The sequence below is a fragment of the Marinobacter sp. CP1 genome, from assembly GCF_001266795.1.
GTDB lineage: Bacteria > Pseudomonadota > Gammaproteobacteria > Pseudomonadales > Oleiphilaceae > Marinobacter > Marinobacter flavimaris.
The window spans coordinates 4,475,535-4,494,529 of sequence record NZ_CP011929.1; the positions used below are offsets into that span (position 1 = coordinate 4,475,535).

18 protein-coding genes and 1 riboswitch are annotated in these 18,995 nt (G+C 58.8%); of the genes, 12 read left to right on the top strand and 6 right to left on the bottom strand.

The genetic code is table 11. The features are described 5' to 3' along the window. Window positions 1–44: 44 nt before the first annotated feature. Window positions 45–1,136, bottom strand: coding sequence for a DUF3336 domain-containing protein (locus ACP86_RS20620; protein ID WP_053115293.1), 1,092 nt, complete (start codon window positions 1,134–1,136; stop codon window positions 45–47). Window positions 1,137–1,241: 105 nt separating this feature from the next. Further along, window positions 1,242–1,334, top strand: a riboswitch (glycine riboswitch). A gap of 163 nt (window positions 1,335–1,497) precedes the next feature. Between ACP86_RS20620 and ACP86_RS20625 the strand changes: the two genes are divergently transcribed. Next, window positions 1,498–2,718 (top strand): D-amino acid dehydrogenase, encoded by a 1,221-nt coding sequence (locus ACP86_RS20625; protein WP_008171203.1) that lies wholly within the window; start codon window positions 1,498–1,500, stop codon window positions 2,716–2,718. Here ACP86_RS20625 and ACP86_RS20630 read toward each other — a convergent pair. The 5 genes from ACP86_RS20630 to ACP86_RS20650 all read right to left on the bottom strand — a co-directional run bounded on the left by ACP86_RS20630 (window position 2,699) and on the right by ACP86_RS20650 (window position 8,922). Continuing rightward, window positions 2,699–4,258 (bottom strand): FGGY-family carbohydrate kinase, encoded by a 1,560-nt coding sequence (locus tag ACP86_RS20630; protein WP_053115294.1) that lies wholly within the window; start codon window positions 4,256–4,258, stop codon window positions 2,699–2,701. The genes ACP86_RS20625 and ACP86_RS20630 overlap by 20 nt on opposite strands. After that, window positions 4,248–5,846, bottom strand: a complete 1,599-nt coding sequence (locus ACP86_RS20635) for a glycerol-3-phosphate dehydrogenase/oxidase (protein WP_053115295.1) — start codon at window positions 5,844–5,846, stop codon at window positions 4,248–4,250. The genes ACP86_RS20630 and ACP86_RS20635 overlap by 11 nt, the downstream gene beginning before the upstream one ends. Before the next feature lie 26 nt (window positions 5,847–5,872). Beyond that, window positions 5,873–7,477 (bottom strand): FAD-binding oxidoreductase, encoded by a 1,605-nt coding sequence (locus ACP86_RS20640; RefSeq protein WP_053115296.1) that lies wholly within the window; start codon window positions 7,475–7,477, stop codon window positions 5,873–5,875. 123 nt (window positions 7,478–7,600) lie between these two features. Then, window positions 7,601–8,263 carry a transglutaminase-like cysteine peptidase gene (locus ACP86_RS20645; protein ID WP_008171198.1) on the bottom strand — a complete coding sequence of 221 codons (663 nt, stop codon included), beginning with the start codon at window positions 8,261–8,263 and terminating at the stop codon, window positions 7,601–7,603. A gap of 8 nt (window positions 8,264–8,271) precedes the next feature. Beyond that, on the bottom strand, window positions 8,272–8,922 hold the full coding sequence (locus tag ACP86_RS20650; protein WP_053115297.1) for a type II secretion system protein N: 651 nt from the start codon (window positions 8,920–8,922) through the stop codon (window positions 8,272–8,274). 166 nt (window positions 8,923–9,088) lie between these two features. Here ACP86_RS20650 and gspE point away from each other — a divergent pair, with 166 nt between their 5' ends. From gspE to gorA, 11 genes are all read left to right on the top strand, one after another. Next, entirely contained in the window at window positions 9,089–10,597 is a 1,509-nt protein-coding gene (gspE, locus tag ACP86_RS20655) for a type II secretion system ATPase GspE (protein WP_053115298.1), read from the top strand. Window positions 10,598–10,600: 3 nt separating this feature from the next. Beyond that, window positions 10,601–11,812, top strand: coding sequence for a type II secretion system inner membrane protein GspF (gene gspF / locus ACP86_RS20660; protein WP_014576990.1), 1,212 nt, complete (start codon window positions 10,601–10,603; stop codon window positions 11,810–11,812). Between the two features lie 67 nt (window positions 11,813–11,879). Beyond that, window positions 11,880–12,332 carry a type II secretion system major pseudopilin GspG gene (gene gspG, locus ACP86_RS20665; RefSeq protein WP_008171190.1) on the top strand — a complete coding sequence of 151 codons (453 nt, stop codon included), beginning with the start codon at window positions 11,880–11,882 and terminating at the stop codon, window positions 12,330–12,332. Window positions 12,333–12,338: 6 nt separating this feature from the next. After that, a complete protein-coding gene (gspH, locus tag ACP86_RS20670; protein ID WP_053115299.1) occupies window positions 12,339–12,869 on the top strand; it encodes a type II secretion system minor pseudopilin GspH in 531 nt (176 codons plus the stop codon). Then, window positions 12,866–13,240 carry a type II secretion system minor pseudopilin GspI gene (gene gspI / locus ACP86_RS20675; protein WP_008171187.1) on the top strand — a complete coding sequence of 125 codons (375 nt, stop codon included), beginning with the start codon at window positions 12,866–12,868 and terminating at the stop codon, window positions 13,238–13,240. The genes gspH and gspI overlap by 4 nt, the downstream gene beginning before the upstream one ends. Beyond that, window positions 13,237–14,016 carry a type II secretion system minor pseudopilin GspJ gene (gspJ, locus tag ACP86_RS20680; RefSeq protein ID WP_008171186.1) on the top strand — a complete coding sequence of 260 codons (780 nt, stop codon included), beginning with the start codon at window positions 13,237–13,239 and terminating at the stop codon, window positions 14,014–14,016. Before gspI ends, gspJ begins: the two co-directional genes overlap by 4 nt. 6 nt (window positions 14,017–14,022) lie before the next feature. Next, window positions 14,023–15,027 carry a type II secretion system minor pseudopilin GspK gene (gspK, locus tag ACP86_RS20685; RefSeq protein WP_008171185.1) on the top strand — a complete coding sequence of 335 codons (1,005 nt, stop codon included), beginning with the start codon at window positions 14,023–14,025 and terminating at the stop codon, window positions 15,025–15,027. A 2-nt stretch (window positions 15,028–15,029) separates the two neighbouring features. After that, window positions 15,030–16,334 carry a type II secretion system protein GspL gene (gene gspL / locus ACP86_RS20690; protein WP_008171184.1) on the top strand — a complete coding sequence of 435 codons (1,305 nt, stop codon included), beginning with the start codon at window positions 15,030–15,032 and terminating at the stop codon, window positions 16,332–16,334. Between the two features lie 3 nt (window positions 16,335–16,337). Continuing rightward, window positions 16,338–16,868 (top strand): type II secretion system protein GspM, encoded by a 531-nt coding sequence (gene gspM / locus ACP86_RS20695; RefSeq protein WP_008171183.1) that lies wholly within the window; start codon window positions 16,338–16,340, stop codon window positions 16,866–16,868. 56 nt (window positions 16,869–16,924) lie between these two features. Then, a complete protein-coding gene (locus tag ACP86_RS20700) occupies window positions 16,925–17,596 on the top strand; it encodes a GNAT family N-acetyltransferase (protein WP_008171182.1) in 672 nt (223 codons plus the stop codon). A gap of 26 nt (window positions 17,597–17,622) precedes the next feature. Then, on the top strand, window positions 17,623–18,984 hold the full coding sequence (gene gorA / locus ACP86_RS20705; protein WP_008171181.1) for a glutathione-disulfide reductase: 1,362 nt from the start codon (window positions 17,623–17,625) through the stop codon (window positions 18,982–18,984). Window positions 18,985–18,995 lie beyond the last annotated feature (11 nt).

Here is an 18,995-nt window from a genome sequence, read left to right on the forward strand (position 1 = left end):
AGGGTTATCTAGTTGGTTTACTGATCGGTAGGGCGGTGCTGTCTTTAGAGCGGCGTTGCAGTCTGCTCTGCGGTTTCCTGCTCCAGCTCTTGCTCCAGCCTGGCGATACAGCGATCGAATGCCCGGCTGATCCTGGTCTGGTCCTTGATCATGGCCAGCCGTGGCCATGTGGCCTGTTCACCGAGATTGATATACATCTCGAGATCTTCAGGGGTCGGGTTGGAGAGGACCTTTCGGTAAAGGGACGCCTTGGGCGGGAAATGGATGTTGATGTCCCCGAGGTATTGCTGACTGGTCATGGCGTAGGCCTGCTCGATGAGTGGCCGTGGCTTCTGCTGGGTGCGGGTGGGGGAGACGGAGATATTCAGTGTTCGGCCACTGTGCTCATAGGCTTCCTTGAAACTGACGCTGCCAAGATTGTGCTGGAGATGCTCCTGAAGTTGGCGCGGATCCATGGCATGGCCAGCCCTCAAGCCTTCCGTGACGCCGAGCCAGTGGAAGGCATTCAGGTGAATCCGTTCCGGATGGTTAAAAAACTCTGCCAGTTCCTTGTCGTCCCGTTTGCAGATGGCACCCGCCACGATGGCACCCATGCTGGAGCCTGCCATGACATCCGGCAGCAGATCCTGTCGCCAGAGCGCCCGGGTAACACCGATATGGTAAATACCAAAGGCCGCACCCCCGCTGAGCATCAGGGCTGGCCGGCCATAGACCCGCTCGGCGTCCTGAAACATTTTCAGTTTTCGGGCGGTTGTCACTTCCGGAATAGGGTGATCGCAAATGAATTCCATGGACGTCTCGACGGCATCCAGGAATTCACCCACTAACCGGTTGGTGCCGCTGCGCGCCACGGTGTAAAGATCGGGATTGGATAATTCGCCCAGGTGACGGTAGAGGCTCTCCTGAAGGATCCGGATCAGTCGCCGTGTGTCGCCATTCTGCCGGCAATGGTCCATGAGGCCCATGTGCTTGCGCATCAGGCTTTCATGCAGCATCCCGGTTTCTTCCTGCTCGCGCCAGGCCAGCAGCCCGTCCATGTCATCGAGCGCGGTAGCGGCCTCGCACCACTGCTCGTAGTCGTGGGCCTGTTCCAGTTGCTGCTGGAGCTGTTTGCGGGTCTTCGAGGCGTGTTTCATGGCTTTTACCTTAACCCATACGGCCCAAGCTGTGCAGAGGCCGGTTTCCTGGCTCCGGGTTATTTGCTATGTTTAGGCCCGTGGGTTGGGTTTTATTACCAATCAGACATGTCTGCGGGAGAGACTGAATCCCTTGCGATCAGCGCCGAAGGAGCAACTGCCCCGGAAACTCTCAGGCAAAAGGACCGCTGACATGAATACTTTCCGAAGAGCTGTCGACAATCGCGTCAGTCGGCACACCGAAGGAGCAAACGACCGTTTTCGTTAAAACGGCTCGTGAATCTCTCAGGTCCCGTGACGGAAGGGGTGCTTTCTGCCATTTCGAGCAGGGAGGAAACCCTTGGCGCTCACGGAGATTGGAATGAAGCGAATCGCAGTAATTGGCGGTGGTATCACTGGTATTACCACGGCCTACACCCTTGCCAAGCGCGGGCTTGACGTTACGGTTTACGAGAAGCATCGCTATGCGGCGATGGAAACCTCCTTCGCCAACGGTGGACAGCTCTCCGCTTCCAACGCAGAGGTCTGGAACAACTGGCAGACCGTGATGAAGGGCATCAAGTGGATGTCCCGCCGGGATGCGCCACTGCTGGTCAATCCCAAGCCTTCCTGGCACAAGCTGAGCTGGTTCGCCGAGTTCATTGCCGCCATTCCCCAGTATGAAAAGAACACCACGGAAACTGCCCGCCTGGCCATTGCTGCCCGTGACCACCTGTTTGCCTGGGCGCAGGAAGAAGGCATCGATTTCGATCTGAAGAAGCAGGGTATCCTGCACATCTACCGGGACAAGGCCGGGTTTGATCACGCTGAAAAAGTATCGCGCCTGCTGGCGGCTGGTGGCCTTGAGCGCCGGTCGGTGACCCCGGAGGAAATGAAATCCATCGAGCCGACCCTGGCCGGCAACTATTACGGCGGGTTTTTCACAGAGAGTGACTCCACCGGTGATATTCACAAGTTCACCAATGGACTGGCGGATGCCATCAAGCGGCTGGGCGTTAAAACCTGTTATGGCCACACGGTGACCGAGCTGAGCGCCGATGAGCGTAATGCCTGGGTGACCGCCCACGATGGCACCGAACAGTCCCGGGACACATTTGACGGCGTGGTGATCTGTGCCGGCGTCGGCAGCCGCGGGCTCGCGAAAAAGCTGGGTGACCGGGTGAATATCTATCCGGTTAAGGGGTACTCAATTACCGTGGAGCTGGACGACGAAGCCTCGCAAAAGGCGGCACCAACCGTCAGCTTGCTGGACGATGCTACCAAGATCGTCACCAGTCGCCTGGGCGATGGTCGTTTCCGGGTTGCCGGTACCGCCGAGTTCAGCGGTTACAACCGCGATATCAAGGACGACCGCATCCGCCCGCTCACCCGTTGGGTTGAGCAGTGCTTCCCAGGTGTCTGTACTCGCAAGGTAGTGCCCTGGGCAGGCTTGCGGCCAATGCTGCCGAACATGATGCCAAGGGTTGGGCCAGGCCGCCTGCCGACCGTGTTCTACAACACCGGTCACGGTCACCTGGGCTGGACGCTCTCTGCGATTACCGCTGAGTTGGTTGCTGAGAGTGTTACCGGGGATAGCCGGTAATCTCGCGGATTTTCCGGTACAGGGGTTGAAGCTGAGGGTACATCTTCAGATAAACCTCGGAATACAGCCGCTGGTAAAGAGCCCGGGTTTCTTCGTTGGGATGAAAAACGTCGCCAACCCGGGTCATCTTCGCCACGGCGGTGTCGAAATCCGGATGTAGCCCCAGCCCTACAGCCGCATCAATGGCGGCGCCGAGCCCGGAGGTCTCATAGGTGTGAGGCCTCTCGGCCGGTAACCCGAACACATCGGCGGTAAGCTGCATCGCTGCATCGCTCTGTGAGCCACCGCCGGCCACTCGCAACTTCCTGATCTTCACGCCGCTTCGCTTCTCGATTTTTTCCTTTCCTTCCCGGAGCGCGTAGGCAAGACCTTCGAGGATTGCGCGATAAATGTGGGAGCGGGTGTGAACGTCCCCGAACCCGATGATCGAGCCTTTCGCTTCCGGCCCCGGCTGGCGCACGCCGGGTGACCAGTAGGGCTGCAGCATCAGGCCCATGGATCCGGGCGGCACTGCCTTGACCAGTTCATCGAACAACGCTTCCGGCTCGATACCTCTTTCCTCGGCCAGTTTCTGCTCTCTTAGCCCGAACTCCCGCTTGAACCAGCTCACCATCCAGAAACCCCGGTAGATCATGACCTCCGTGGAATAGTGACCGGGCAATGCAGAGGGATAGGGCGGCATCAGCCGGATCGGCTCGACGTAACGCTGGCTGGTGGTGTTGATGGTGGCAGTGGTGCCATAGCTCATACAGCCAATATCGGGTGTCAGCCCGCCGGAGCCGAGAATTTCACAGGCCTTGTCGGAAGCTGCGGCGATTACTGGGAGGCTTCTTGCCAGGCCCAGGTGCTTGCAGGCTTCGTCGGTCAAATGGCCCAGTGTTTCGCCGGGTGCAACCAGCTCAGGCAGCATGGAAGGCTCGACTGGCATCGTCTGCCATTTGAAATCCCGCCGGCCGGCCCAGCGATGCTTTTTATAGTCGAATGGCAGGTATCCCACCTGGCTGCCGGTCGAGTCCCGGAATTCTCCAGTGAGTCGGTAGTTGAGATAGCCGGACAGCAACAGGAAATGCCGGGTTTTGGCCCAGATCTCGGGTTCATTCTGAGCGATCCAGTTGGCCTGGGTTTTTTCCCGGAACCGGTTGATAGTGTCTGCCAGACGGGCAACTTTGAACAGCCATCCCCAGGGCCCTTTGACGGGGCCTTCTACCCTTGCATGGCGCTGGTCGAGCCAGATGATTGCCGGACGTAGAGGCTGTCCATTTTCATCCAGATTTATGACGGTGCCGCGCTGGGTGGTCACGGTAACGCCGGCAACCTGATCCGGTGTCGCGTCTGTGGAGCTCCAGAGCAATTGGCAGGCTTCCGCGAGCTGCTCCCAGAAGTAGTCCGGGTGCTGCTCGGCCCAGCCGGGCTCTCTCGAAAAATAGGGCTCTATTTCCTGCTTGCCTTTGCCCACCAGATTGCCACTGGTATCGAAGAGCAGCGCCCGAACGCTCTGGGTGCCATTGTCGATGGCCAGGATGAGCGGCTCAGCTGGCATCGGAGGCCTCCTGCGGTGGCAGCGAATAGGCGTTGTGATAGATCGACAGATAGCGGGCCTGTTCCTCCTCCCAACGCTGGTCAGCCCAACCAAGCAGCGGCTGGCAGTGGTTACGAATCTGCGGGAGAAGGGCTTCGCCGGCATTCGGTAGTACCATGCCTAACCGCGTTCGTCGCAGAAGCAGGTCATCCAGATGCTGCACATCTTCTCTCCGGCACGCCCAGCAAAGCTCCGCCCAGAGCAGGTTGGAAGCCCGATTTGGAGTGACAGGCTCCAGTGGGCCCGAAGCAAGCAGTTGATCAAGCTCGGGGCCATAGAACCCCTGCAGTCGCTGCCAGCACTGGTGGCTAATGGTGGCTGGCCTTGAGGGGTGATCTGTGCCCTGAAACACCGGTTTGGATGCGGGCCGCAGAACCTTGCTGGCGTCTTCTCCAAGCCCCTGGACGAGTGCCTCGCGGGCGATGACCCGGAAGGTGGTGAGCTTGCCGCCGGCAATGCTGACCAGCCCCCGATTCACCCGAAGTGCGTGTTCCCGGTTTTCCTTGGACGGCGCCTTACCCGTACCATCGGTTACCACCGGCCTTACACCGGCCCAGGTTGAAAGGATGTCGCTTCGGGTAATGGGGCTGCCCGGAAACAATCGTGAGGCGATTTCAAGCAGGTAGGCGGTCTCGGATTCAGAAATCACCGGCTCCTGATCCAGGTTTCCCTCATGGTCGATATCGGTGGTGCCGAGAACTGTAGTGCCCAGCCATGGGAAGGCAAACACCGGGCGGCCATCTTCCGGATGAAACAGGGAAACCGAACAGGACACCGGCAGACTGGACCAGGGCAGCACCAGGTGGCTGCCACGCAGGGGCCGGATGTGCATGGTGTCTTCAGAGGTCTCGCTGGACTGCAGCCGATCTGCCCAGGCACCGGTGGCGTTGATGACCAGGGGCGCGAAGACCTCAATGGGCGTATCGTTTTCCTCTGCTTGAATCAGCAAGCCGGATACATCGCCGTTGCTGCGCTTTATTTCACCGGCTCTTGTGTAATTCAGGCACATGGCTCCGTCCCGCCGGGCTTCGGCAATCAGGCGCAGGACCAGGCGCGAGTCGTCGGTGACTGCATCGGTAAAACCGCTGGCGCCGGCGAGTTTTTCGCCCGTCAGGCCCGGCACCCAGAGCATGGATTCGGCCGGGGTCAGGAAGTGACGGCTCCGGTTGCGAGCAATAAAGTCGTAAACCCGAAGCAGTGTCTGGAACAGGCGCGGTCCGGGGAACTGCCCTTTGAAGTGCGGCATGATGAAGCGCAGGGGCTCAATTAACCCCGGCGCTTCCGCCACTAACCGTTCCCGCTCGCGCACGGCGTCCCGGGTGAGACCGTAATGCCCGCTGCCCAGATACCGGAGGCCACCATGCACCATCTTCGAGGAGCGGCTGGAGGTACCCCAGGAAAAGTCCTTCTGTTCGACCAGAAGCGTGCGCAGCCCGCTGCCTGCGGCTTCCCGCGCCACGCCAGCGCCGGTAATTCCGCCGCCGACTACCACCACATCAAATTCGTTGGTCCCTGAACGCAGCGCATTGAGAATGTCAGTCCGGTTCATATTGGGGCTCCCTTTCGGCGTTGCGCTCATTTCACCAGTGTTTCCGGGTTCAGGATCGCGTCCGGGTCAAAGGTGCTGCACAGGGAGCGTATAGCCAACATGCCCAGTTCGCCTTTTTCCACCGGCAGATAAGGGGCGTGATCCTTACCGACACCGTGTTGATGGCTGATGGTGCCGCGGTTGTTCACGATCAGTTCAGAGGTGCTGGTTTTGAGCGTTTGCCAGCGCGCGATTGTTTCCTCGTAGCTGTCGCCCACCCGGAACACGTAGGTGGTGTAAATGCTGCAGCCCTGGCTGTAGAAGTGGGAGAGGTGGGTGAACACATGGGTGTTCTCGTTCTGGTCTTTCAGCCCGTCACGCAGGCTGGTCTCGATCAGACCCAGCAGATTGTCGACGTTGTCCCAGTCAGTGGCCGTTTCCAGAGTGTCGACGGCATAGCCCATCTGCCAGAGGGCCTCTCTCAGATAGGGCATGGTAAAACGCTTGGCCGCCCATTTGTCGCCGAGCCGCGTGCCGGTATAGACGCCGTTTTGGGCCTTGCAGATGCTTCGGGCCTCTTTCAGGGAGTTTCGGGTCTGCAGTCGGGAGCCGGTGATCCCGAAGGTCATCATGCATTTGCCCTCACCAGCGCCCCTCAGCGAAAGGAAACGCTCGAGCATGCCGATAAGCCCGGGGTGGCCGGCCAGCGCGAGCTGGGTCTCGGTCTCTACGGCATTGCTGAGCCTGAGCATGGATAACTGGGTTCGGTTCTGCACCAGCAGGCGGCAGGCCGTGCGGGCACTCTCCCAATCCGGAAAAAAGACCACATGAAAGCTCTCGTGTTCGGGCAGCGGAGTAACCCGCACCTTCACCTCGGTAATCAGCCCGATACGGCCTTCCGAACCCAGAATCATTTCCCGGATATCCGGACCGGCGCTGGAGGCCGGTATGGTGGGCAGGTTAAGGGTGCCTTTCAGGGTTTCGACCCGGCCCCCGGCAAAGAGTTGTTCAATGCGGCCATAGCGCAGGGATTGCTGGCCACTGGATCGGGATGCCACCCAGCCGCCGACGGTGGAAAGCTCGAAAGACTGAGGGAAATGCCCCAGTGTGTAGCCATGGGCCCGGAGTTGGGACTCAACGAGTGGCCCGGGTGTTCCCGCACCAAACGTCGCGATCTGGCTGTCCGTGTCCAGGTCGATCAGGCGATTCATCCGGCTCATGTCCACAGTCAGTACTGGCTGGCCTTTATCCACCGGATTTATGTGCCCGGCCACACTGGTGCCGCCACCGTAGGGAATCAGGTGAATGTGTTGCTCCGCGGCCCAGGAGAGCAGGGTTTGAACCTCTTCGCTCGTGGTGGGGTAGGCCACGCCATCCGGGAACACACCAAACTCGCCGCTGCGCATGGCCAGCCAGTCCGCAAGACTCTGGCCGCGGGCATGCCGCACTCGTGCTTCCGGGCCTGTATCGATCAGTGATTCCAGCTCTGCCGGCCGGGTAAGGCGGGTTTCTGGCACTTTGGCGCAAACAGAATCCAGGGTCGCGTCCGCCAGAGGCCGGCCACTACCGATGCGTGATGCCAGAAAGTCCTGGCCCTGTTCCGGCATTGCCAGATTGAATCCCTCGTCGCCCCAGCCGTTCCAGCGTCGCATGTGCTTTATTCTCCAGATTAAAAACGAATGTGGCGCATTCTATAGGCTCTGCTTCGTTCGCCGCTGTCGCTTGGCGCCATGGTTCCTGTCATTTGCCGCCAGTGGCTGGCTTTTGCAACCCTCTCAGGGTCGGAGCGATTCCGTCAGCCGGCTGTTGAGGTCCTGCCACCGTGAGAGTTTGCCCGCTTCGCCGATCCGGGTGCGCGCTCCGCCGGACTGGTTCAGCCAGAGGCCTTCGCCGTTGAAGCTGTAAACGGGTTCAAGATCAGTGCGTTGAGAGGCAGGTTTAATGTCATTTATGAGATTGTCCAGAATCAACGGATCGGCGTCTGGCTCCGGGTACCACGCCAGCACCATGTGGGCCTGGTTCAGTTCCAGCGCTTTGACATACACGATCCGGAGCTGATCATCGGGCACGCCCATGGACTTGAGGGTCAGGTATTTGGCAATTGAGAAATCCTCACAGTCACCACCGTTGGTGGTCAGCAGTTCTACCGGGGTTGCCCAGTAGTCTTCCTCGCCCCAGTGGCGGATATCGCTGACAAACGTGACTCGATTGAAGAAGGAGTTCACAAGCCGGAGCTGCCGGTCGATGGGGGCGTTTGCGGCAAGAGCATGCAGGCGCTGCCAGTTTTCCAGACGCTGGTGGGCTTCGGTTCCGAATTCTTCCTGAACATAGTTCATCAGACGGGAGCCCAGCTCGAAGGCACTCACAAGAGAGACCACGAGCAATAACGCAGGCAGAAGAGTGGAACGGCGGCGAATCTGAAGGGCGGCCGTTTCCATAGCGCGCCTCAGTTATTGTTCCGTAGGCGTTCCCTGAGCTGCTCAAGGCGCCGGCGGATTTCCTCCCGGCGCTGCTCATCGCTGGTGGCGGAAGCGGGCGCTCTCGAGGGTGAGGGGGATGCAGCCTGCTGGACGGCGGGCGAAGGCTCTGCCTGCTGGTCGGCCGTAAAGGATATGCCGCTGCGGTCTTCGGATTCCGGGAAGTAGAGGTTTTCGAGTTTGCCGGAACGTTCAATGATCACCCGGTTCGGATGTACCGAGCGCAGTGTGGCATTACCGGGCAGTTCGTCACCCACCAGGTAGGCTTCGGTTTTACTTTTGTCATCTTCGATCAGCGCGCTGCCCGGGAAATCACCATCCGCGGCCAGTACGCCCCGAAGGAACAGTCGGAGGTTGGTTTCAGGGAGATTCTCGGTATCCATTTCTACCGGCTCGCTTTCGCCGGATGCAGCTCCGAACAGATCCAGGGAGGAAAGGTCCACACTGGGTGGCTCACGACCGGCGGCCGGGTCGGAGACCAGTGGCTGCACGTTATCGTACTGTCCCTGCTGGCCTTCCATTTGCCAGAAACGGTAACCCTGCCAGGCTGTCAGGGCGACCATGGCCGCCCCTGCCACGAGCGCGAGAATCAGGGGAAACCGTTCATTGTTTAGGAGCATTGATCATCCTGAATGCAAGTTTGTGGGCCGGGAAAAAGCTCACAGGTTATCAGACTGCAACGTTTTATTGGGAGTATAGTGTATAGAGTTATTCAGCGGGTCCATATCCTGTGGTAGCCTTTCTGAATTAGTTGAATCGAAAAGGGTTTCACGAACGAGGACGACCTTGACCACAGACACTGAACTTCAGCCGCAGGATGCTCCGCTGGGCCGTCTTCCGTTTACTTTTGCCAAGCGCAACGGAGTAATCCTGACCCGTTCGGACGCCGGTGAGCCGGTTATTCTGGTTCGGCCCGGTGCGTCCCATTCTGCGCTGGCGGAAGCGAACCGTATCAGTGGCGGTCGTGCCCGTTTTGCCACCATCGATCCGGACCGTTTCGACCAGGCCCTGAATTCCGCCTATCAGAACGATTCTGCGGAAGCGATGCAGATGGTGGAAGGCATCGGCGATGACATGGACCTGGCCTCACTCGCTGACTCCGTGCCGGAAACCGAGGATCTGCTGGAGCAGGAAGACGATGCTCCAATCATCCGTCTGATCAATGCCATTCTCACTGAAGCAGTGAAAACCAGCGCTTCGGACGTTCACATTGAAACCTACGAAAAGCGCCTTGTGGTTCGCTTCCGGGTGGATGGTGTGTTGCGTGAAGTGGTAGAGCCCAAGCGCGCACTGGCCCCGCTGCTGGTGTCCCGGATCAAGGTTATGGCGAAGCTGGATATCGCTGAGAAACGGGTGCCCCAGGATGGCCGTATTGCGCTGAGGGTAGCTGGTCGGGAAGTGGATATTCGTGTGTCGACCATGCCGTCTTCAAGCGGTGAACGCGTGGTTCTGCGTTTGCTCGACAAACAGGCAGGTGCCATCCGGCTTGAATCCCTGGGCATGGCAGGGCAGGACCTGAAGGTTCTGCGCAAGCTGATTTACCGGCCTTATGGCATTTTGCTGGTCACTGGCCCGACGGGTTCCGGTAAGTCCACCACGCTCTATGCCTCGCTCCAGGAAATCAACGACCGTAGCCGCAACATCCTGACTGTTGAGGACCCCATCGAGTATAACCTGCCGGGCATCGGCCAGACCCAGGTGAATACCAAGGTGGACATGACCTTTGCCCGGGGTCTTCGAGCTATTCTGCGTCAGGACCCCGATGTGGTCATGATCGGTGAGATCCGGGATCTGGAAACGGCAGAAATTGCCGTACAGGCGAGTCTGACTGGCCACCTGGTCCTCTCCACGTTGCACACCAACACCGCCGTTGGCGCGATTACCCGGCTTATGGACATGGGTATTGAGCCCTTCCTGATTTCATCAAGCCTGGTGGGCATTGTTGCCCAGCGGCTGGTTCGTGTTCTGTGCAAGGAATGCCGGGAGCCTTATACACCCACGGAAGAGCACTGCGAGTTTCTACAGCAGGATCCTGCCAACCCACCGACCATTTACCGGGCAACCGGCTGTAGCCACTGCAACCAGCTCGGTTATCGCGGGCGTATTGGTATCTATGAGGTGGTGGAGATCTCAGAGGAAATCAGTTCTCTGATCCACAAACGCGCCGGGGAGCTGGACCTGGAAAAGGTGGCTCGCCAGCATGGGCCCAGTATTCACGCAGACGGCGTGCAGAAAATCCTGGATGGTGTGACCACGGTGGAAGAAGTACTCCGCGTTACGCACCGGGGCCAGTAAACCATGCCAGCATACGAATACAAGGCGCTCGATTCCCGAGGCAAGCAAAAACAAGGTGTGGTGGAAGCCGATGCGCCGAGAGCCGTTCGCCAGCAACTTCGGGAGCGAGGCCTCACGCCGCTGGCCGTAGAGCCAGCCGCAGAGAAACAGACCAGGAGCAATCCCCTGAGCAGCCGGGGTTCGCTGGCCGCGGCTGATCTGGCACTGGTTACACGCCAACTGGCAACCCTGATCCAGTCCGGTATTCCCATCGAGCAGGCGCTCTCGGCTGCCGCTCAGCAGTCACCGAAACCCAGAATACGCAGCATGCTGATCGCCATACGCGCGAAAGTCATGGAAGGCTACACCCTGGCGGACAGCCTGGGTGAGTTCCCCCGGGCGTTCCCGAGGCTGTACCGGTCTACCGTTGCTGCCGGTGAGCACGCCGGCCATCTCGATCTGGTTCTGAACCGGCTGGCGGATTACACGGAAAATCGTCAGGAGGCTCGCCAGAAAATTCAGCTGGCGGCCATCTACCCCATCATTCTCAGTATCGTCGCCATCGCCATCGTCGTGTTCCTGCTGACCTACGTGGTGCCGGATATCATTGATGTGTTTCTGAAGCAGGGGCAGGAGCTGCCAACGCTGACCATGGCCATGCTTGCGGTGTCGGAATTTCTGGCGGATTACGGTGTCTATCTATTTATACTGCTGGTCGCCGCATTGATGGTGTTCCGCTTTTTCCTGACCAAGCCCGGGTTTAGACTGCGGTTTCACAAACGTCTGTTACATCTCCCCTTGTTTTCAGGGATGGTTCGTGGCGTTAACACTGCCCGCTATGCCAGCACCCTCAGCATACTGACGACCAGTGGCGTGCCGCTGGTAGAGGCAATGCGCATTGCCGGTGAGGTGTTATCCAACGATTTTCTGCGGCAGGAACTGCGGGACGCAGCCAGAAAGGTCAGCGAAGGCGGCTCATTGCACCGTTCCCTCGATCAGACCGGGTATTTTCCGCCGATGATGCTGCACATGATCGCCAGCGGGGAGGCCAGTGGTGAGCTGGACAGCATGCTGGAACGAACCGCGCGCATGCAGGAAAACACCCTCCAATCAAAGATCGCTGCGATTGTGGGGCTGTTCGAGCCGATGATGCTGTTGGTGATGGGCGTGGTGGTGCTGATCATCGTGCTGGCCATCATGCTGCCGATTCTGAATATGAGTAATCTCGTGGGATGAAACCCGCGCCGGAGCGTCAGTTGACGAGCCCGGACCAAAGCAATCCATGCCAATAACGAGTGAGACAATGACGACCAAGAACCTCAATTCACGCAACCGTAACCGCGGCTTTACCCTGATTGAAATCATGGTGGTGATGGTGATCCTGGGCCTGCTGGTGGCCATCGTGGCTCCAAACATCATGGGTCGGAGTGACCAGGCCAAGGTCACCGTGGCGGAAACCCAGTTGAGCAACATTGCCAATGCGCTGGACCTTTATCGCCTGGATAACAGCCATTATCCCTCCACCCAGCAGGGTCTTGAGGCGCTGGTTTCCAAGCCAAGTGGCAGCCCGGAGCCCAAGAACTGGAATTCCGACGGTTACCTGAAGAGCGTGCCGGAGGATCCCTGGGGTTCTGAATACCAGTACGTAAGCCCGGGTACCGAAGGTCCCTACGATCTGTATTCCTATGGCTCTGACGGCCAGGAAGGTGGCGACGGCGACGCTGCGGATATCAGCGTCTGGGACACCGAGGGCTAAATCACTGTGCAGGTCAGATCCCGACAGACCGGTTTCACCCTGATTGAAATACTGGTGGTCCTGGTGGTTGTGGGTCTGCTGGCTTCTCTTGCCGTGTTTACCATGGGGGGAAGCTCCCAGCAGCGCGAACTGGAAAATGAGGTCCGGGAGCTGTACCTGCTTATGCAGACGGCCTCGGAGCAGGCGGTTCTGAATAACCTGGAGCTGGGCCTGAAGCTGGAGGAAGACGGCTACCAGTTCGTGGCTTACCAGGATCAGACTGGCGACTGGAAGGCCTCCGGTGAGCGTATGTTCCGGGCCCGGAGCCTGCCGGAATGGCTCACTGTCACCGAGTTCATCGAAAGCGACGCGCCCAGGCTGGCATCATCCGAAGCTACCCTGTTGCCGGACGTCGTTTTTTTCTCCAGTGGCGAGACAACGCCGTTCGAGCTTGAGTTCACTATCGGAAACGGGTCAGACACGATGCACGTTCTGGCCTCGGATGGGGTGTCGCCCATGGACTGGCGCAAACCGGGCGATGAGGGGAGCAGCGGGTGAGGACGCAGAAAGGGTTTACCCTGATCGAAGTACTCATTGCCCTGCTTGTGTTCGGCCTGATTGCAACGGCTGCGGCCGAAGTTGGAAGCCAGTACATTTCCAGTTACGAACGGGTTCGGGACAAAACCCTGGCGAGCTGGTTGGCAGATAACCGAATAAACGAAATTCGACTGCAGGAAAACATTCCGGGCATCTCCGAGAACTCCAAGGATACCGACTTCGGGCCGTATCGTTGGCGGGTGACCACCGCGATTCTTGCAACCGCCGAGGCGAAGATGCGTCGTGTGGAGGTTACGGTTGCCCGTTATCGCGAGGAAGGCGCGACGCCGGAGCCGATCCATACCCTGTCGGCTTTCGTGGGGGCACAATGAGGTTCCCGTCCGCACACAGCTGCCATCCGCAACAACGTGGTTTTACCCTGCTGGAGGTTTTGATCGCGGTTACCATCACCGCCGTTATCGGGCTTGGCGTTTGGCAGGTTATCAACGGAGTGGTCAATTCCCGCGATCGGGTGAACGAACTGGCGGAACAGTTCGACGGTTTGCAGCGGTCCATGCTCCTGCTTGAGAGGGATATCATGCAGGTGGTCAACCGGCCGGCCAGGGACATTTACGGGGATTTCCAGCCAGCGCTCTCCAGCCGTGCGGACGACTTTTCCCTGTTGCTGACCCGGCAGGGCTGGCGTAACCCCCTGGGCATTCGCCGCAGTGGCCTGCAGCGTGTCGGTTGGGAATATACTGGCAGCGAACTGCGGCGCCGGTACTGGCCCATGGTGGATCAGGGCCAGGAAGATGACAGCCGCGACGTGCTGCTGCTGGAAGGCGTAAAGCGCCTGGAAATAAGGTTTCTGGATGCCAACCGGAGCTGGCAACCGCAATGGCCAACCGATGAGGTGATGGCCGGACTGACCCCGGGTAGCCGCCCTGATATTCCACTGCCGCTGGGCATGGAAGTGACTCTGGAACATGAGCGTTTTGGAACGCTGGTGCGGACGTTTGCATTACCGGATTTTGATCCGGCCGTTGCCCAGGGTGCAGTAAACCAGGCCAACCAGGCTGCCAGCGAAGCGGAAGAAGAAAGCACAGAAGAAGAGGCTACCGGAGAACAAACCGGAGAGAATACCGGTGCAACGGGGCAGGGAGGCTAGGTAGCGATGGGCCAGACCCCGAGGTTATCGAATCGTCAGCGCGGCGTTGCTCTGATCATGGTGCTGCTGGCCATGGCTCTGGTGGTCATGCTTGCTTCGGGGATGACCCAGCAGCAGAGCTTGCGAGTGTTCAAGGCGGGACATTATCTGGCTCAACAGCAGGGCCAGAGTATCGCACTTGGCGCCGAGGCGTTCGCCCGCCAGATCCTGCGCAGGGATTATGACGAGGACAAGGAAGAAAACCTGATGGTCGATAGCCTTGACGAGTTCTGGGCCGCCAATGCAGCCGTTCTGCCGCTGGATGACAATGGTGTGGCTGAGGTCCAGATTGACGACCTTGGAGGCCGGCTTAATCTGAACGACCTGGTCGGCGCCAATGGCCAGGTGGATCCCATCGTCAGAGATCGTTTCGTTCAGCTGTTTGCCGCACTGGGGATTACTGCAGTTTCCGTGGATTCGCTGGTGGACTGGATCGACCCCAACGACCAGACCGTCACGGCGTACGGCGCAGAGGATGGCCAGTATCTGATGGCTGAGCAGGGTTACCGGGCTGCCAACCAGCCGTTTACCACGGTGACCGAATTGCGCCTGATCGAAGGCATGACCGAAGAGATTTATCGGGCCCTGCGGCCCCACGTGGCGGCACTTCCTGTAAATGGTGCGGGGATCAACGTGAACACCGCGACGGCCATGGTGATCCGCTCTCTCCATGAAGAGCTGACGGACGCCCAGGCTGCGTCTATTCTTGAGAAGCGGGAAGAGGAACGGTTCGAGAACCTCCAGGACTTTCTGGCGTTACCAGAGTTCGCCGGGCTCGGGCTCAAGTCGGTTGGACTGGGGTTGCAGACCCGGTTTTTTGAAGTTGCCTCGCGGATTACCTACGATAACCGTGTCGTGAATATGGTCAGTACCGTGTTCCGGACTCCGGAAGGCGAAGTCCAGACGGTTAACAGGGATATCGGGCAGAAAAACCGAATCACCAAAGAGCCTTTCACAATTTCAGAAGGATAATCATGTCTTATCGCCTTTACGTCCGCCCAATACCGCCGTTTGCGGACGCTGACCAGGACCCCGGTGCCCAGATGTTCAACTGGGTCCTGCACGATGCCAGTGGCGATGCGCAGGCTCGCGGCGCAGGCGACAGTCGGGAAACCATCGAGCATACCCTCGGCCAGAATGCACTGGATAATGTTCTGTTGATCGGCCTTATCCCCGGCGAAGAAGCGATTTATTGTCTGGCTGATATTCCCGCGAAGCAAAGCCGCTTTATCAATCAGGCGTTGCCCTACGCTGTCGAGGAGCAGATTGCCCAGGACATTGATTCTGTTCATCTGGCGCTGGGCGCCCATACCGATCACGGCTACCGCGTAGCGGCCATTGATCGCGAACGGATGGGGCAGTGGGTGAATCTGTTCAGCGGCTGGGAGCATGTTCGCCTGGAAGCGATTTTTCCGGATGCCTCATTGTTGCCGCGCACCGAAGGCGGCTGGTCGGTCTGCCTGGATGGCGAAACGGCAATGATGGTGAGCGAACGCGGCGAGTGGCTGAGTATGCAGTCTGCGAACCTGGGAATGTTTGCTCACACGCTGGCTGCACCGTCTGCGGAGGAAGTGGTGGCTGAAATTCCGGTCACGCTTTACGGCACCGCTGAAGAATTTGATCTCCAGCAATCGGCCATCTCGGAGTTGAACGGTTCTGGTCGGCTTGCGGTTCGCAAGGAAGTTCTTGAACTCATGCCTCTGGAACTGCTGGCCTACGCCCATCACCATCATCTGTGCGAACCGGTAAACCTGTGCCAGGGCATGTTCTCGTCCAAATCGGGCAAGGCGAGTCCGCTCAAACCATGGAAACCCCTCATCGCAGTTGCCGCCGTCTGGTTCGTGGTTCAGGTGGCGTTGAATGCCGGAATGGGATTCTACTATCAGAATCAGGCAGAAAAACTGCGAAACGAGGCCATGGCAATCTATCGCGATGCGTTTCCGAATGACCGGCGTACCCATGCCGGCAACGTCCGGCGCGTGATCGAAGGCCAGTTGCGGGTTGCCGGCGCAAGTGGGCCGGAAGTGGACTTTATTACCCTGATGAAATACACCGGACAACAGTATTCCCGTTTGCCGGGCAGCCAGGGAGTGAATTTCAATTCAGTGAATTACAGCCGCTCACGGGGTGAGCTGGTCGTAGACGTGAGAGCCGATAGTTATGACCGTTTGAGCGCTCTGCGCAACGGCCTCGCGAACCAGGGGCTGGAGGCGCAGATTGGTTCGGTGGTGAACGAAGCGAGCGGCGCCCGCGGCCGCCTGACGGTCTCAGGAGGTTAAGGTATGTTTTCCCGAATCAAGGATCAGCCGGCGGTCGGCAAACTCATTGCGCAATACGACCAGTTGCCCCGTCGCGACCAGCAGGCTTTGGTGGTGCTGGCCATCGCTGTGTTTCTTGGCCTTCTGTATTTTGCCGTTTGGCGACCGGCGGCCGGGTTCTACGACCAGGCGGAAGCTGCCAGAGACAATGCCGGCGAATTGCTGGCCTGGATGCAGGCAAACCAGCGGACAATTCAGCGTCTTGGCAATACAGGCGGTGCCAGCACCACGGCGTCGGCAGACAAACCTGCGGATGGCCGTGCCCTGATGGCGCTGGTGACCCGTTCCGCCGGGGAGGCGGGTCTGTCACTTCAGCGCTTTGAGCCCAGCGGTGAAGACGCCATCCGAGTCTGGCTTGAGAATGTGCCTTTTGCAGAGGTTGCCGCTTGGTTAGAGCGATTGAATGGCAACCATGGTGTCGTCATTGACCAGGCGGCCATGGACAGGGCCAGTGAGCCAGGGCGGGTTTCCGTTCGTCTCACACTGGCCATCTGATTCTGAAAACCAGATTCCGGGCCTTTTGTCCGGAACTGACGCAGGAGAGGGAAGCGATGAGTAACGGCAGCGACAACAAGAACAAATCCGAGCCAGCCATTGTTCGCCTGGACGAAACGGCGCGGAATGAAGCCAGATCCATTCTGTTTCACGCCTACCGGAACGAACCGACGTTCCAGTACCTGTTTGATCACCGGCGCCCCGGCTACGATCAGAGGGTGAGGGCGACCATAAGGGAGCTGATAGACCTTTATTTTGAGCTCGAACAGGATGCCATTGGCGTGATGGTTGACGACACGCTTGTGGCCGTTGCGTTCATCGGGGATCCCGAATTAAGGATGAACCTGGCTGATCAGATCAGCTGGCGGATTCGTATGGTGCTGACGACGGGGTTTGCCTCTACACGTCGGTATCTGGACTACCACGAGAAAATTCGCGACATGTTGCCACAACCATTGGCGCATCAGTTGCCCATGATGGGGGTTAATCCCAAATACCAGAATCGCGGCTACGGCCGTTTGCTGCTGAAAACCGTTGAAAAACTCTGTGCCGAGAACCCGCGTGGCAGCGGGCTGGTGCTCGATACAGGAAACAACCGTTATCTGCCGTTTTACGAATCCGAGGGTTTCCGGAGCCTTGGCAAGATTCAGCTCGGCGACTTCGAAGATCACGTGTTGTTCAGGGAAGTGCATCCGGAAACCAAAACGGCCACCTCCGGCCAAACCTGATTTTAAAATGTGTAACGGGAGAAGCTGTGTCTGACCAGCAGGATTTTGATCTGATCGTTATCGGAGCCGGCTCCGGCGGCGTTCGCCTCGCGCGGATGTCTGCCCAGCGGGGCGCCAGGGTGGCCGTGGTTGAATCCAGGTATCTTGGCGGAACCTGCGTAAACGTTGGCTGCGTGCCCAAGAAACTGTTTGTGTACGGCGCTCACGTTCACGATGAGCTGGAAGATGCAGCCGGCTACGGTTGGCAGGTTCCACTCGACGATGTCAGTTTCGACTGGCCGAAGCTGGTTGCCAACAAGAATGCCGAGATCGAGCGTCTGAATGGCATTTATGGTCGGTTGCTGGAAAACGCCGGTGTGACCATCATCGAAGGAACGGCGTCCTTGTCAGACGCCAATACCGTGGTGGTCGGGGATACCTCCTATCGGGCCAAACACATCACGATAGCCACCGGCAGCTGGCCGGTGATTCCGGATGTGCCCGGCAAGGAATGCATTCTTACGTCCAACGAGATGTTCTACCTGCCGCAGCTGCCGAAGCAGGCCGTGGTCTGGGGCGGTGGCTACATCGCTGTAGAGTTTGCCGGCATCCTGGCCGGGTTGGGTGTTGATACAACCTTGCTGTATCGCGGTGATCTGTTCCTGCGCGGGTTTGATGGCGACATCCGACGGTTTACCGAACAGGAAATGCGGAAAAAAGGCGTAAACCTGCAGTTCGGGGTGACCATCGAATCGGTTGAGGCCGAAAATGCCCATTACCGGGTTCAACTTAACAATGGCGAAACCCTGGAGACTGGCCTGGTGATGGCGGCAACCGGCCGTCGTGCCCTGGTTGACGGTCTTGGTCTGACTGATCTTGGCGTTCAGCTCAGCGCCTCGGGGCATGTTGTCGTGGATGATCACTTCCAGACTGCCGTGCCCTCAATTACTGCGCTGGGTGATGTGATTGGAACTCCTCAGCTTACGCCGGTTGCCCTGGCACAGGGCATGGTGCTATCCAGACGTTTATTCGGCGATGGCAAAGGCGAAATGGACTATTCGGCGATTCCAACGGCCGTATTCTGCCAGCCAAACATCGGAACGGTTGGGCTGACCGAGGAAGAGGCCCGGGAAGCGGGGCATCGACTGCGGATCTACCGTTCGGAGTTCCGCCCGATGAAATACACCCTCAGTGGTCGTGACGAACGGAGCTTGATGAAGCTGGTGGTAGACGACGAGACTGATCGAGTATTGGGTGCCCACATGGTGGGTCCGGACGCTGGTGAGATTACCCAGGGGCTGGCGGTTGCCATCAAGGCTGGTGCGACCAAGGCCCAGTTTGATTCTACCCTGGGCATTCATCCGACATCTGCCGAAGAGTTTGTCACCATGCGCGAACCGGTGGCGTGATTTAGTGCCGG

Excerpts from the sequence above, each read along its gene's own strand:
- gspJ (WP_008171186.1), top strand. The coding sequence starts at position 13,237 with ATGAGGTTCCCGTCCGCACACAGCTGCCATCCGCAACAACGTGGTTTT.
- gspK (WP_008171185.1), top strand. The coding sequence starts at position 14,023 with ATGGGCCAGACCCCGAGGTTATCGAATCGTCAGCGCGGCGTTGCTCTG.
- ACP86_RS20635 (WP_053115295.1), bottom strand. The coding sequence starts at position 5,846 with ATGAACCGGACTGACATTCTCAATGCGCTGCGTTCAGGGACCAACGAA.
- gspM (WP_008171183.1), top strand. The coding sequence starts at position 16,338 with ATGTTTTCCCGAATCAAGGATCAGCCGGCGGTCGGCAAACTCATTGCG.
- ACP86_RS20650 (WP_053115297.1), bottom strand. The coding sequence starts at position 8,922 with ATGCTCCTAAACAATGAACGGTTTCCCCTGATTCTCGCGCTCGTGGCA.
- ACP86_RS20645 (WP_008171198.1), bottom strand. The coding sequence starts at position 8,263 with ATGGAAACGGCCGCCCTTCAGATTCGCCGCCGTTCCACTCTTCTGCCT.
- gspL (WP_008171184.1), top strand. The coding sequence starts at position 15,030 with ATGTCTTATCGCCTTTACGTCCGCCCAATACCGCCGTTTGCGGACGCT.
- ACP86_RS20625 (WP_008171203.1), top strand. The coding sequence starts at position 1,498 with ATGAAGCGAATCGCAGTAATTGGCGGTGGTATCACTGGTATTACCACG.
- ACP86_RS20640 (WP_053115296.1), bottom strand. The coding sequence starts at position 7,477 with ATGCGACGCTGGAACGGCTGGGGCGACGAGGGATTCAATCTGGCAATG.
- ACP86_RS20630 (WP_053115294.1), bottom strand. The coding sequence starts at position 4,258 with ATGCCAGCTGAGCCGCTCATCCTGGCCATCGACAATGGCACCCAGAGC.
- gspG (WP_008171190.1), top strand. The coding sequence starts at position 11,880 with ATGACGACCAAGAACCTCAATTCACGCAACCGTAACCGCGGCTTTACC.
- gspF (WP_014576990.1), top strand. The coding sequence starts at position 10,601 with ATGCCAGCATACGAATACAAGGCGCTCGATTCCCGAGGCAAGCAAAAA.
- ACP86_RS20700 (WP_008171182.1), top strand. The coding sequence starts at position 16,925 with ATGAGTAACGGCAGCGACAACAAGAACAAATCCGAGCCAGCCATTGTT.
- ACP86_RS20620 (WP_053115293.1), bottom strand. The coding sequence starts at position 1,136 with ATGAAACACGCCTCGAAGACCCGCAAACAGCTCCAGCAGCAACTGGAA.